Origin of the sequence: Anoxybacillus sp. B2M1 (genome assembly GCF_001634265.1) — a bacterium.
GTDB lineage: Bacteria > Bacillota > Bacilli > Bacillales > Anoxybacillaceae > Anoxybacteroides > Anoxybacteroides rupiense.
This window is the reverse complement of the sequence record NZ_CP015435.1, coordinates 3362295-3376416: the sequence shown is the minus strand read 5'-3', so window position 1 is coordinate 3376416 and position 14122 is coordinate 3362295. Positions and strand designations below refer to the sequence as shown.

General features: G+C 40.7%; 12 protein-coding genes. 3 read left to right on the top strand and 9 right to left on the bottom strand.

Going from position 1 to position 14122, the window contains the following annotated elements; translation table 11 throughout:
- Nucleotides 1-15 precede the first annotated feature (15 nt).
- From GFC28_RS16435 to sppA, 3 genes are read right to left on the bottom strand one after another with little or no spacing between them, the layout of a single operon-like run.
- Entirely contained in the window at nt 16-702 is a 687-nt protein-coding gene (locus GFC28_RS16435) for a DUF2953 domain-containing protein (protein WP_231734579.1), read from the bottom strand.
- 57 nt (nt 703-759) lie between these two features.
- Nucleotides 760-1188, bottom strand: a complete 429-nt coding sequence (locus GFC28_RS16430) for an RDD family protein (protein WP_369818773.1) — start codon at nt 1186-1188, stop codon at nt 760-762.
- Between the two features lie 53 nt (nt 1189-1241).
- Nucleotides 1242-2252 (bottom strand): signal peptide peptidase SppA, encoded by a 1011-nt coding sequence (sppA, locus tag GFC28_RS16425; RefSeq protein ID WP_044745923.1) that lies wholly within the window; start codon nt 2250-2252, stop codon nt 1242-1244.
- 122 nt (nt 2253-2374) lie between these two features.
- Between sppA and GFC28_RS16420 the strand changes: the two genes are divergently transcribed.
- Nucleotides 2375-3178 (top strand): NAD kinase, encoded by an 804-nt coding sequence (locus tag GFC28_RS16420; RefSeq protein WP_044745922.1) that lies wholly within the window; start codon nt 2375-2377, stop codon nt 3176-3178.
- Between the two features lie 156 nt (nt 3179-3334).
- Here the strand turns inward: GFC28_RS16420 and mbcS are convergent, their stop codons facing one another.
- The 5 genes from mbcS to ezrA all read right to left on the bottom strand — a co-directional run bounded on the left by mbcS (nt 3335) and on the right by ezrA (nt 9846).
- Nucleotides 3335-4927 carry an acyl-CoA synthetase MbcS gene (gene mbcS, locus GFC28_RS16415; protein WP_044745921.1) on the bottom strand — a complete coding sequence of 531 codons (1593 nt, stop codon included), beginning with the start codon at nt 4925-4927 and terminating at the stop codon, nt 3335-3337.
- Between the two features lie 122 nt (nt 4928-5049).
- Nucleotides 5050-5262, bottom strand: coding sequence for an alpha/beta-type small acid-soluble spore protein (locus GFC28_RS16410; RefSeq protein WP_044745920.1), 213 nt, complete (start codon nt 5260-5262; stop codon nt 5050-5052).
- A gap of 166 nt (nt 5263-5428) precedes the next feature.
- Nucleotides 5429-6634: a tRNA uracil 4-sulfurtransferase ThiI gene (thiI, locus tag GFC28_RS16405; protein ID WP_044745919.1), complete on the bottom strand. Its 1206-nt coding sequence runs from the start codon at nt 6632-6634 to the stop codon at nt 5429-5431.
- A 5-nt stretch (nt 6635-6639) separates the two neighbouring features.
- Nucleotides 6640-7782, bottom strand: coding sequence for a cysteine desulfurase family protein (locus GFC28_RS16400; protein ID WP_044745979.1), 1143 nt, complete (start codon nt 7780-7782; stop codon nt 6640-6642).
- A gap of 354 nt (nt 7783-8136) precedes the next feature.
- On the bottom strand, nt 8137-9846 hold the full coding sequence (ezrA, locus tag GFC28_RS16395; RefSeq protein WP_044745918.1) for a septation ring formation regulator EzrA: 1710 nt from the start codon (nt 9844-9846) through the stop codon (nt 8137-8139).
- Nucleotides 9847-10040: 194 nt separating this feature from the next.
- Here ezrA and hisJ point away from each other — a divergent pair, with 194 nt between their 5' ends.
- The gene (hisJ, locus tag GFC28_RS16390; protein WP_044745917.1) at nt 10041-10844 is read left to right on the top strand and encodes a histidinol-phosphatase HisJ; all 804 of its coding nucleotides are present in this window, start codon (nt 10041-10043) and stop codon (nt 10842-10844) included.
- Nucleotides 10845-11539: 695 nt separating this feature from the next.
- A complete protein-coding gene (locus GFC28_RS16380; RefSeq protein ID WP_044745915.1) occupies nt 11540-12022 on the top strand; it encodes a GAF domain-containing protein in 483 nt (160 codons plus the stop codon).
- Between the two features lie 48 nt (nt 12023-12070).
- On the opposite strand, the gene GFC28_RS16375 is transcribed toward GFC28_RS16380, so the two are convergent.
- Nucleotides 12071-13933, bottom strand: a complete 1863-nt coding sequence (locus GFC28_RS16375) for a sensor domain-containing diguanylate cyclase (RefSeq protein WP_044745914.1) — start codon at nt 13931-13933, stop codon at nt 12071-12073.
- Nucleotides 13934-14122: the final 189 nt, after the last annotated feature.

Below are 14122 nucleotides of genomic sequence, written 5' to 3'. Positions count from 1 at the left end.
TACAAACTCCTCCTACTAGTAGCTTTCATTTGCCTGACGGCTGACGAATGATTTTAGTTTTAAACGATTACCGCGCCAATATTTCAAAATTCGTATTCCTGCTAACATAGCATACCCGATTCGAAAATGAATCATACATGTGATTTTTGTCTCTGAAACAGCTTTTTGGAATGAAGGAGTAATGGAGAGAAGCGGCTTTGTTTTTAATTTCATAAATTTGCTAACAAGTGCAACAACTCCATATTTCAACGTCCAGCCGATTCCGACAGCGATTCCCGTTTGCGCGGCATCACCTGTCCCGATGTTTGTACTCCATTCCAGCTTCGTCACCGACACACGGGCCATAAATTTTCGAATAATGACATGCAAATGGATGACGTGCCGGGCAAAATCTCTTGTTTCTTTAAAACTATGAATAATTTCGCGCGGATCATATTTTTTTCTTTTTGCCGGGCTTTCGGAACGATGGTTCAGCTTCTCTTTATGCAAAAAAACGATTCCCGGGGATGACTCATCCACTTTAATTAAAGGAATAAGAATGGTATAGCGAATAAGTCCAAAAAATGTTTTGAATATAATCCGGCATTCATCATTATCTTGCGCATGTTGAAACAGAATCGTTATGGACAGCTTCATAAACAGAAGAATCAGCAAAAAAAGGATAATGATAGAGATGATGATGATAGCTATCACGATTCGCACTCCCTTTCATCCTATCATTGTCACCATATTGCAAAAAAATAAACCTGCTTGCGCAGGTTACTCATGAATAACGGTCGTATCAGCAATTTGATCATGCAAACCTTGTTTTTTCTTAGAGAACGCCACAAAAAGAAAGCCGATAAATAAAATAAACTTAGAAATAAACTTGCCGACAACTTCACGAAATAAGACCGTTAGCCATGTTAAAGGCCGATCGTTTAAATTCACCACTTTCAAGCCGAAAACCATCTTTCCCAATGTTTGTTGAAAATATTTCGTCATGAGCACAAAATAAGCATAAAACGTCACAGCTGTAGCTACAGCGATCGGAGAAAACATACTTGTTTCCTCTGATGAAAGATGAAGCCATTGAAAAAAAGGGTACACAATCAAACGATTAATGCTTCCTATAATAAGCAAATCAAATAAATAAGCCCAAAAACGCATCCAAAATCCAGCATAGCGGATGATCGGAACAGTTGCCATGACCGCTTCTTCTTCAAGGTGGGCATTTTCTTCTACCATCACTTTCCCTCCTCCTACTCCACATATAAATACATCAGGCGCGGCGATTTCGGTTTTGAAAACAATTGGACAAGTTCAAGCTCTTCAACATGATTGGATGTGAAGGCCGGTGCCAGCATGTGAAATAGCGATGCGAGGCCAGCATTATTTGTATATTTTATAACTTGTGCTCCTTGTAAATGGTAATCCCTTTTCATGGCTGCAATTGTGTCATCTAAGTACCCAAATTCATCAATCAGCTTTAACTGTTTAGCTTGGCGACCATCGTAAATGCGGCCATCTGCAATTTTACGCACCTCATCTTCCGAAAGATGTCTGCCTTCGGAGATGACTTTGACAAATCCGTCATAAGAATTGTTAATAAGCGACTGTAAAATTTTCTGTTCTTCTTCTGTCATTTTCCGAGACGGGCTCATAATATCTTTGTAAGGTCCGCTTTTGATCGTTACAAACTCCACTCCATATTTTTTGGCCAACTCTTCATAATTCACATTTTGCATAATAACCCCGAGCGAACCTGTCATGGTTTCAGGACTTGCGAAAATTTTATCCGCTGCCGTAGAGATATAGTATCCTCCTGAAGCAGCCATCGCTCCCATCGATACATAAACCGGTTTTTTCGTTTCTTTCCTTAATTTCAGAAGCTGGTCATGAATTTCTGCGCTTTCTACTACTCCGCCGCCTGGTGAGTTGACACGCAGCACAATGGCTTTCACTGTCTCATCCTCTTTAGCCTGCTCAATCATTTGCAAAAAACTGCGATGATCGTAGCCTGCTGAAGAAAATAAAGAGCTTGCTGTATCTCCTTCTTCAATAACCCCATTTACTTCCAGTACCACAATTTTCTTCGCCGTATTTCCTTCCTCCAGCACTTCTTCCTCAAAGTTTTGATTGCTTAAAGCCAGCCATTCTTCTGACCATTTCCCTACATCCTTAGTCATAAATGATGTAATTACGCTGACTAGCGATGAAATAACAAATAGAACAACAGCGATCGCCAAAGCGATCCATCGCTTGCGGTTCATCTTCATTCCCCCTTTACAAATCATTTTTTTCATAAAGAAATAAGTGGTAAACTATATGTACGATTTATTTATTTTACCATAATTATCGATGAACTAAAATATGGCAAACTGGAGGATGGATGATGGAACAAAGGCGAAATCACTTGTACTTTTTCTATAAACACGATGAACAACTGAAGAAGCAAGTTGAACCTCTGATCAAAATTGCAGAACAAAATCATTTCGTTGTAGTGGATGACCATCGAAAAGCAAATATCATTGTCAGTATTGGGGATGACGGCTCGTTTCTTCAAGCGGTACGACAAAGCGGATTTCGGGATGACTGTTTATATGCCGGCATTTCTACTCTGCCATCACGTGGGTTTTATTGCGATTTTCATATCGACGATACAGACCATATGGTGGAAGCGATGACGCATGAGCAAATTGAGGTGCGTAAATATCCTATTATTCAAGTAACCATTGATGATACAGCATCCTTTTTTTGCTTAAATGAATGCTCTATCCGTTCCGGAATTATTAAAACATTTGTGATGGATGTATTTATTGACGATTTGCATTTTGAAACGTTTCGGGGCGATGGAATCATTGTCGCGACTCCGACAGGAAGTACTGCTTACAATAAGTCCGTCAATGGAGCGGTCGTTGATCCTCTTCTGCCGTGCATTCAAGTCAGCGAACTTGCTTCATTGAATAATAATCGCTACCGCACGCTAGGTTCTTCTTTTATTTTAAGCGGTCAACGAAAATTAACATTAAAAATCTCTCCAGATGGAAACCATTATCCTATCATTGGCATGGATAATGAAGCGTTAAGCATTCAACATATTGAAAAGATTGAAATTTCTTTAAGCAGCCGCATCGTGAAAACGGTTCGTTTAAAAGATAATTCATTCTGGGAAAAAGTGAAACGAACATTTCTTTAAGCATAAAATCACCCTGCTGTAAAAAACGTTTTTGTCGTTGACAAAATCGTTTTTCAGCAGTCTGAAAAGGCTGATCTCATTTTTGAGATCAGCCTTGTTATTGAAAATGCTTTATCTTTCTTCAAAAGATCGATCTGTTGGTGTCGCGCTGCTTCGCTATTTTTGCTGTGCTAGCTTCATTTCCCGCTCCCGCAGTTCAACACGGCGAATTTTTCCGGATGTCGTTTTCGGCAATTCTTCAATAAACTCAATTTTGCGAGGATACTTATATGGTGCGGTTAGTTGCTTAACATGCTCCTGCAAAGCTGGAATAAGCGACGGATCGCTCGCATCCACGCCTTCACGCAGCACAATAAACGCCTTCACGACATGTCCGCGTATCTCGTCTGGGCTGGCAACAACAGCGCACTCTTTGACAGCTGGATGCTTAACAAGCGCGTCTTCCACTTCAAAAGGTCCAATCGTATAGCCCGAGCTGATAATAATATCGTCACCGCGACCTTCAAACCAAAAGTAACCGTCCTCATCCTTTTTCGCTTTATCTCCCGTAATGTAATAATCGCCGCGAAACTGCATGGCTGTCCGTTCAGGATCTTTATAATAATGCTTAAACAGAGCCGGTGTTTCAATATGAACCGCAATATCTCCTACTTCTCCAACTTGACAAGGCTCCCCATTTTCATTAACAATCTCGACACGATTCCCCGGTGTCGGTTTTCCCATGGAACCTGGCTTTATTTCCATTCCCTTCATCACACCAACAAGCAGCGTATTCTCTGTTTGTCCATATCCGTCGCGTACTTGTATGTTAAAATGCTTGGCAAATGTATCAATCACTTCCCGATTTAACGGTTCTCCAGCAGATACGGCACTATGCAAGTGCGGCAACTGATACTGGCCGATTGTCGGCACTTTTGCCATTAAGCGATATTCCGTTGGTGTACAGCAAAGAACATTGACTTCATATTTGCTTAAAAGCTGCAAATACTTTTCTGGCTCAAATCGTCCGTAATAGACAAATCCCGTTGCTCCTGAACCGAGCACCGATAAAAACGGGCTCCAAATCCATTTTTGCCATCCAGGTCCTGCCGTCGCCCAAACAACATCATTCTCTTCAATACATAGCCAGTTCTTTGCTGCCGTACGTAAATGGGCATAAGCCCAGCCGTGCGTATGGACAACCCCTTTTGGATTTCCTGTTGTCCCCGACGTATACGATAAAAATGCCATATCGTCACGAGACGTATTGGCTGCGAATAATTCACCGCTTTGCGATTCGCTTAATTTCATCAAATGAATCCAGCCTTCCTCTTCGCGATCGCCAATGACAAATTTCAAAATGCCGTCCATATGTTGAATGGGCCCAAACTGTTGGACATATGGTTCATAAACGATCACAGCCTTAACCTCTCCATGTGACATACGATACTGCAAATCTTTTGTGCGCAGCATTTCTGAACTTGGAATAACGACGGCCCCAATTTTTAATGCTGCTAAATAAGCTTCATACGCTTCAATTAAGCGCGGTACCATAATCAAAACCTTATCTCCTTGATGAAGACCCGCAGAAAGTAAAGCGTTTCCAATTTGATTCGTTCTTTTGAGAAGCTCCTCATACGTAATTTCCTTTTTATGCCCTTCTTCATTCTCCCATTTTAACGCGATTCTCTCAGGAGCTCGCTTGGCGTGTGCCTCAATTTCAGAAGTTAAATTATATTGCTTAGGCGCAATTAAATCTTCACGGTTCATTCTCCTCATCCCCCCACTTCTTTTCTCAAAGTAAATTATACAAAACAATTAGAATTTTTTGAATAATTTTTTGAAATAATAAAGGCGGGAAAAATTCCCGCCTTCATAGCCATAATATTTAATTAAAATTGAGTAGGGTGTGCTCCACTTAATTGTTGTTGCGCCATAGCAACAAGACGTTTTGTAATTTCTCCACCAACAGAACCGTTAGCACGAGAAGTTGTGTCAGCACCAAGATTTACGCCAAATTCTTGAGCGATTTCATATTTCATTTGATCAAGAGCTTGTTGAGCTCCAGCCACTAACAATTGATTAGAGTTGTTATTGCGTGCCATGTGTTTTCACCTCCCTTGTATCTATAGAGTGTGTGAAAACACAGCGAATCATGCGTTTAGATTTTTGGTAATTTTTATATACAAATCCTATGATATGCACATGTTATATATGAACCTCCCCCACCTACGCTTGGTTTAGAGATGGAAGGCTTCTTGGAGGAGTATGTTAAAATAAGTTCTCAAACTCATCAGCTGACGTAAATGCCTCATCAATGACCAATGTTTCTGTGTTGGCGACCGCCGTTTCAATAAGTGGCTCTAAATCGATAAAGCTTTCATAGTAAGCCACTTTTTCTCGCTTCGGTCTTGTTTTTGGTGAGCTTGGAGTAAAAATGGTGCAGCAATCCTCATACGGCAAAATAGAAATATCATGTGTATCAATTTTTCTCGCTAATTCAATAATTTCCGTTTTATCCATCGAAACGAGCGGTCGAAGCACAGGCGTTGTTGTCATATCATTGATGACAAACATGCTTTCAAGCGTTTGGCTTGCTACTTGACCAAGGCTTTCCCCCGTCACAATCGCTAAGCCATTATGTTTTTTTCGCAATAAATCGGTGATTTTTAGCATCATTCTTCTTGATGAAATAAGCGAATAACCGTCTGGTACTTGGCGATGGATGGTCTGCTGGATATCTGTAAACGGAACGATATGCAGCTTGATTTTGCCGCCAAACTTCGTGAGCTTTTTAACTAAATCAATCACTTTTTGCTTAGCTCGTTCACTTGTAAACGGCGGGCTGAAAAAATGAACGGCTTCAATTTCTAGCCCCCTCTTCATCGCTAAGTACCCGGCAACTGGACTGTCAATTCCTCCTGATAACATGAGCATGGCTTTTCCGCTCGTCCCCACTGGAAGACCGCCCGCTCCCGGAACATCATGACATGTTACATACGTTCCATCCTTTCGTACTTCTACACGAACATGAATGTCTGGCTGATGAACGTTCACCGTCAAATTTTGCGTATTTCGCAAAATGTGGCTGCCAATTTCATAGTTAAGCTCGTTGCTTCCGATGGGAAACTGTTTATCCACTCGTCTAGCACTTACCTTAAACGTTTTTCCTTCATATTCATTTTGTTGAACAGCTGTTAATGCTGCTTCTCGAATCTGCTGGATATCATTTTCGCATTTGATGGCTAAACTGAAGGATTGAATTCCAAATACCGTTTTTAACTGTTCCATAACCTTTTCATGCGGTTCACCATTCAATAAAATGTACATCCGGTCTCTCATGTATTCAATTTTTATGTTTGAAAATGAGGCTAATTTTTTCGCAATATTTTGCTTCAAACGGACAACGAAACGATTGCGGTTTTTCCCTTTTGTCGACATTTCTCCGTAGCGGATTAAAATACGATCATATTTCATGTTCTCTACCTCGTCACTTCTTTTAATTTTTGAATGGCTTGTTGAATGGCGTGAATCGCCACAGGAATTTCTTCCAGCTTATTTTCATATGATAGGCTAATTCTTACAGCGCTTTCGGCTTTTTGTTGATCCACTCCCATGGCCATCAACGTTTTGCTCGGTGTGCGCTTTTTTGAGGAACAAGCCGATGTTGTAGAAACAAAAATATGTTGTTTTTCCAATTCGTGCACAAAAACCTCAGACTTCAAGCCATTAAGTGAAAAATTAATAATATGAGGAGCGGAATGATCAGCAGGCGTATTCAGCTGAATATCTGCTATTTTTGCTAATTCTTGTATCCAGCGTTCTTTTAGAGCGAACAAATAAGCGGCTTTTTGTTCAAAGGCAGCAAATGACAAACGTAGCGCTTTTGTCATCGCCACAATCGCTGCGACATTTTCAGTGCCTGACCGCATTTGTAGTTCTTGACCTCCCCCTGCTAAAAGAGGAGATAGACGAATGCCGTTGCGAAGGTATAAAATTCCTGCTCCACGTAAACCATGAAATTTATGGGCGGACATCGTACATAGATCGATATGCGCCTTTTTTAAATCAAGAGGAACTTTTGTCACTCCTTGTACATGATCAACATGAAAAATGATTTTCGGATGTTGCTTAAGCAGCTGACCAATTTGCTCAATCGGCTGGATCGCTCCCACTTCATTATTAACATGCATGACGGAAACGAGAATCGTCTCCTCGCGAATCGCGCGAGCCAGCTCGTCTATGTCTATGATCCCTTTTTCATTCACCGGTAAATATGTTACTTCAAATCCCATTTGTTCAAGCTGTCTGCATGGCTCAGTCACTGATGGATGTTCAATCATTGTTGTAATAATATGGTTCCCACGCTGGCGATACTGGATCGCAGCACCTTTAATAGCAAAATTATTGGCTTCTGTTCCTCCAGACGTAAAAATGATTTCATTCGGTTTAACTCCTAACAAAAAAGCCGTCTGTTCCCTTGATTGCTCAAGCAGCCTTTCCGCTTTCATTCCAAGCTCATGAAGTGAAGAAGGGTTGCCAAAGTATTTTGTAGCAACCGTCATAAATGAATCGATTGCTTCAGGAAATGGCTTTGTTGTAGCGCTATTGTCCAAATAAATCACGGCGGCCATTCCTCCTTTAAAATCATGATGCCGATGCATGTTCCTAAAAATAATCCGTCTTTAATAATAAAAATAAAATCGTTGAACTGCAATTACATTATTCACGAAAAAACCGATAAATATCTCAGGTAAAGATATTTATCGGCCCCCTGCTGACAAACGTTTTCATCCCGCATTACTCGCCTTGCTTGTCCGCTCTCATAAACGACTTGTTTTGATTCGCCTCTTCGCCCGACGGGCGTTCCTTATCTGTCCAACGTTTTTAAAATAACCTAAAGACAAAATGGAATGAAAACAGTGGTAGACAAAGCCAATATAAACTTTGTCTACCATATCATTTATCGATTTCTCTTGTCATATTTTTTGCTTCAGCTCTTCTTTTTCTGTAAGAAGCTGGCGGACACGTTCCAATGCGCCGGGTTCGATTTTTTCAACCGTCGCTACCGCTTGTTCAAGCGCTTGCTCATAATCATAATTTCGAAATAGCATTTCAGCTTCTTCTAAGCCCTCTTTTACGGATGGATGCCGACGGCGGTAACGGTTTCCATATTGAATGACTTTTTCCACCAGATCCGCCTGCTCGAGCATGACAAATGTGCGTTCACATACGCGTTCTACTAAAATTGACGCTTCTGCAAGCGTTTGATTGACAGCCTCCATATTCAGGGGCTTGTCGTTCAGACGCAAAGCCACCTTCGTCAAAAGCGCCTTTGCTTCATCGAGCTGCAATTTATAAGCTTCTGGAAGTCCCGGCAACCGGCTTTTTCTTACCAAACGAACCGCTTCCGATAGCTTTTTTCTCATCGACTCAAGCTGTTCGCGTGCAGCCAGCTCATCCTTGCGCAAAGCTTGAAGCATTTCCCGGAACTGTTCATGCTCTTCTTTCATTGTTTGGATTTGGGCAAAAAGCTGCTCTAACTCCTCTTTAATGACGGAATGCGCGGTTTGTTCTCCCGCCATTCGATCTTGAATTAACGCAAAGCGTTTGACAAGGTGCTGAATTTGTTTTTCAATGCTGCGATGCTTTTCAAGATCTTGAGCAGACAAATGGTAGCTTTGCTGAACAAATAACGTTTCTGCTTCCGTCTGTTTTGATTCTTCGCTTAAATGATGCAGTTGCTCTTCAATATGAGGGATTTCTGTTTGCACATATTGATGTGCAAACACTTCTTTTTCGAGCAGATCGTAAAGAGTATCAATTTCTTCTTTTATTTCTTCAATTCCTTGCTTCGCTTCTTCAATGCGAAGATCGTGAATATAGCTGATATATTGCTTTAATTTTTCTTGCTTCTCAGCGGCTTCCTGCTCAATTTGAAGATGTTCAAGAATATAGCCCGTTTCCTTCATTTCTCTATACCCATCTAGAAGTTCAGTCAGCTGTGCCGGAATCGCTGTCTCGCATTCATTTAACAGCACAGGAATATCCTGAAGCATTTGCGCCAACTCACTCAGCTCGTTTTTTAAGCCAATTACTACTTCTCTCGCCGCTAAATAATTTCCTGAGCTGGTCAGCTCCTCAAATTTTTGAAATTCAGCATGGGCGCTTTCCATTTTTTCCGTTAGCTTTTCCTCAGCCGCTCCAAATGTATGACGATAAGCAAGCAGCGTTTTTTTCGTTTCTCGATAAGCCGCTTTAAGCTGCTCGATCTCTGCTCGATTCTGTTCTTCGCTGCCAATAAGATCGTTCAGTTCGGAGAGGATGATCTGGATATCCTCTTCTACTTTTCGGAGCGTTTGTTCAATCTCGCGCAGCACACCTTTCGCTTTCGTATAGCGATATTTTTCAAGAAATTCTTCCGCATCAAACAGCCTTTCTTCCACTGCAGGAAGCTGAACGGCTGCAATGTCATCCCATTGCTGACGCCATTTTTCAAATAGCTGCTCTGTCTCCCCTGTCATATTCAGCTGCTTTACTTTCGAAAGCTCATCCGTGACAGGACGATTCATAATGGCGATTTTCCATGCTTCCAATCGATCAATCTCACGATAGATTTTCTTTTTGTAAATATAGTTATATATCATCCCCCCGCTACTGAGGAGTAAAATCACAATTACAATTTCCATAAAGAGCCCCCTTGCACCCGAGTTAGTCGATTCAAAATAAAGAGTGGTTTATCGAGAAGGCAAAAGCATTGAAATAATGTTTTTTTAATGTTTTTATGATACCATGTTAACGACACTTTTTGACCAAAATTTTTAATTTTTTTTACAGAAATCTTCATTTTTTTCACTATAAAAGCGAACAGGGGGAGTCTATTTTGCGCGATGGGCACATTCATACGCCGTTTTGTCCGCATGGCAGCCGCGATTCATTTGAGCAATATATCGAACGAGCGATCCAACTCGGATATAAAGATATTTCATTTACCGAGCATGCTCCATTACCAGCAACGTTTGTCGATCCTGTTCCCGCTCAAGACAGTGCAATGCCATTATCACAGCTCGAAAGCTATTTGGTCACATTGCAAAATTTAAAGTATCGCTATAAAAGCGACATTACGATTCGGGTGGGACTTGAAGTTGATTTTATTGCTGGTTATGAAGAAGAAACAGCCCGTTTCCTTGAAACAATCGGTCCTGAACTGGATGATAGCATTTTATCTGTACACTTTCTCCCGCTTGATGATCAATATGTTTGCATTGATTATAGCGCTGATATGTTTTCTAAGATCATTCAAGCTTTCGGCTCGATTGACCGCGTATACGAAGCCTATTACCAAGTACTGTTGCAATCTATTGCTGCTGATCTTGGCCCGTATAAACCAAGACGAATTGGCCATATGACATTAATTCAAAAGTTTCAAAAACAATTTCCTTGTTCCGTTTCACTGAAGGAGCACATCCTGTCTGTTCTTGACGAAATTCAACGCCGACGTTATGAAATAGACTACAATGGAGCAGGAGTGAAAAAGCCGCTCTGTCAAGAACCTTATCCGCCTCATTGGGTTGTTGCTGAAGCCATCAAGCGAAACATTCCACTGATTTACGGTTCGGATGCTCATTGTGCCGGCGATCTTCATCAAGGAAGAGACATGATGATGGCTCAAGCGCTTTTTATTTGAAATTCTTTTTCTATCGTCATAAAATAAGCGCATATCCAATTTCTATTCATGCAACTTAAAGATTAAACAATCGGTGCCTGCAAAAACGCACGGTCGGGAGACAAGTTGGTAACTTGCTTCGTTCACCCGATCATCGACTGCTCACATAAGAGCATATGTTGAGGGATCAAGCGTTATCGATCATCGTTGCATGTCATAACTAGCATCACGGGTTCGGATTGTTTTTTAGCCACTAGATGGCCGGCAGCGAAACCATTTCGTATAGGTCTGAAGACGGGTGGCATGAACTTTTGTCGCGTGTTTAGAAAGTCAGTGAGCCTAGCTTCGACCGTCTTTTTTTCTAAGACTACCATTAAATCCTCAAGATGCATGGATACTATAAAAACTGATTTCATATTTCAGCAGAAAAATTGATTGTAATCAATCCGACATCAGTATGATTTTTTATTCATACTATCGAACATAGGAAGAAACGTCATCCATTAAACAAGGTTGGCCCTCCCTTCTCTTTTTTGTCGCCTGCTAGTAGGGCAATCATGCGTATAAACGCTTTTCAGGTAAAAAAACAGTCAATGGCTTGCCGTGATCACCGCAGCAAAACAAGAGCATCATCTGCTCATTGGGGGATCCATGTTAATGCATCAAATGACGGCTATATCCCCCTAAATATTACAACAACGAAGGGAGCGATCTTATTGTTTCATGCCATCACTTATAACGGAACTAAAGAAGAAAATTACCATTTAGTGATTAAGCAGCTGCGCTCGCTAATGGAAGGAGAAAGCAATGTCATTGCTAATCTAGCCAACGCTTCAGCTTTGTTGTATCAATTTTTAGATGAAGTGAATTGGGTCGGCTTTTATCTAGCAGAAGAAGAAGAGCTAGTATTAGGTCCATTTCAAGGGCTTCCAGCATGCGTACGTATTCCATTTGGCAAGGGAGTGTGCGGAACAGCAGCAAAAAATCAGCAAACAGAGCGCGTTCCTGACGTTCATCAATTTCCAGGACATATCGCCTGCGATGCCGCCTCTCAATCGGAGATCGTCATTCCTATCATAAAGAATGGAAAATTAATCGGCGTTCTCGATATCGACAGTCCAATCAAAAATCGTTTTGACGAAATCGATCAGCACTTTTTAGAGAAATTTGTAGAGACGTTAGCCGATTCTTTGTCATGATCCCCACCAAGCACATAAAAGGAATCCATGTATCAATTAGGATTCCTTTTATGCCTTATACTGATGATGATAATCTTTAACAAACACGCAATTTTTTCCTGACCGTTTGGCCATATAAAGGGCTTCATCAGCCCGTTTAAACAATTCGGTCGCTTCTTCATGACGATTTTTTTTCCAATAAGAAACACCACAGGAAACAGTGACGGAAGGATGGGTTTCCTCTCTCACCTTAATCGCAAGGCGATTGGCAACAGAAATGCCTTTTGTAAGACCGACTTTTGGCAAATAAATAGCCAGCTCTTCTCCTCCCCAGCGAGCGCCAATATCGCTTTCGCGAATGTTTTGCTTAATAATATCTGCTACTTGGATGATGACAGCATCTCCCGTTTGATGTCCGTATGTGTCATTGATTTCTTTAAAATTATCGATATCCACTAAAATAAACGTACCGAACGCATCTCTTTCCATCGATTTTTGGAGCTGTTCATCTAGATAATGACGGGAATACAATTTGGTCAAATAATCGGTCACTACGAGGCTTTCCAATTCCTCCCGCAGCATAGCATTGGCGAAAGCCAACGTGGAATGATGAATCAATGATTGAAGCAGCTTAAACATTTCAAATGTAAAATAATAAGGCTGACGATGCAAAACGATGACGACTCCTTTTAATACTCTGTTTTGCACCATTGGAACAGCCATTAGCGAACGAAAAACAGGGGCGGATGACGATGCGTCTATTTTAGCCTCTCCTAAAAACACCATGTCCCGTTCTGTCCGAATTCGTTTTGAAACAAATTCAACATACTTTTTCCCTTGACGCGTGCGGAAAAAGGGTGTACTTCCAGGCTGTAGCTTTTTTTTATCAGAATCAAACAAAAAGAAACCGACTTCTTCGGCACCAAATGAAAGCTTAATCTGTTTGACCATAAATTCCAAAGCGTCCTGTAAGCGCAAATTAGCATTCAAACAATGCATCGTTTCGTTAATCAACTGCAAATCGGCAACAAGCCTGCGTGACTGCTCGTACAACTTCGCGTTCTCAAGCGCGCTTCCCGCAGTATTTGCCAACAATGAAATGAAATTAATTTCACTTTTCGGGAACTCCATAATATGTGGTGCAATAATTTCAATAACTCCATAAACACCTTGCGCACCTTTGATCGGTGCATACAAAATAGATCGCTGAAGAGCAATAGAATCCTCAATTTGAACCTTTCCGGTTAAAAATGCCTGCATGGCTCCCATGTTTTCATCGGCATCTTCAAACATAATTGTTTTGATTGGCAAGCGGTCATGATATTGATGATCGTGGGACAAAAACAAATAGTATGTAAACGAAGGATAGACTTCTTGCAATGTTTCGATAATTTCTTCCAAAACATCTTCAATTTTCATTGATGCATGAATTTTAGTTGTGAAATGGTGAAGGAGCTCATATCTTCTTTCCTCTCCCAATCCTCGCGAAAATTTCTTCATTTTGCTAAACAACCGAGAAAAGTCCGCTTCAATTTGTTCGAGAAACGAAAGGCTCCATTGCCGCTTTATATAGATAAGCTGCAAAACCCCTAAAAACTCTTCAGAATGCCAAAGAACAATTTGTGCAGCTGTATATTGTTTATCGCGCTCATAAACATGGACTTTTTTCATCGAGCTATCTTCGTGAAATTTGATATTAGGTAAAAAGTCGTAAAAAGGTTCTCCTTCTTTTGTCGTAACTTCGGGATAAAAGACTTTTTTAAAAGGATCAAATAAAAACAGCGTGGCTTCCTCTAGCATAAACTCCTGCTTCAGCAATAGAAGCAAGTGCATCATAACTTTTGAAAAATGGTCGTACTCCTCATACGACAGCATCCAATCAAAAAACTTTTCTTTAAAAGCTGTATACGCCTCTTTCTCCTCTATTTTCATCATTCCATTCACCTGCATCTATAGTCTTGTCTCTGTAACAAAAACACCGCCATTTATTGAAAAGAGTGAAAGTTTTTTTCAAAAAATTACATCTTTTATTATACCATACGAACGGACTATAAAGAAATAAAATGTTGAGGTTGACTTTATTTTATAAAAATCATATAATATCGTTTGTGTAAAATATAG

Excerpts from the sequence above, each read along its gene's own strand:
- GFC28_RS16420 (WP_044745922.1), top strand. The coding sequence starts at position 2,375 with ATGGAACAAAGGCGAAATCACTTGTACTTTTTCTATAAACACGATGAA.
- GFC28_RS16410 (WP_044745920.1), bottom strand. The coding sequence starts at position 5,262 with ATGGCACGCAATAACAACTCTAATCAATTGTTAGTGGCTGGAGCTCAA.
- thiI (WP_044745919.1), bottom strand. The coding sequence starts at position 6,634 with ATGAAATATGATCGTATTTTAATCCGCTACGGAGAAATGTCGACAAAA.
- GFC28_RS16430 (WP_369818773.1), bottom strand. The coding sequence starts at position 1,188 with ATGGCAACTGTTCCGATCATCCGCTATGCTGGATTTTGGATGCGTTTT.
- mbcS (WP_044745921.1), bottom strand. The coding sequence starts at position 4,927 with ATGAACCGTGAAGATTTAATTGCGCCTAAGCAATATAATTTAACTTCT.
- ezrA (WP_044745918.1), bottom strand. The coding sequence starts at position 9,846 with ATGGAAATTGTAATTGTGATTTTACTCCTCAGTAGCGGGGGGATGATA.
- sppA (WP_044745923.1), bottom strand. The coding sequence starts at position 2,252 with ATGAACCGCAAGCGATGGATCGCTTTGGCGATCGCTGTTGTTCTATTT.
- GFC28_RS16375 (WP_044745914.1), bottom strand. The coding sequence starts at position 13,933 with ATGAAAATAGAGGAGAAAGAGGCGTATACAGCTTTTAAAGAAAAGTTT.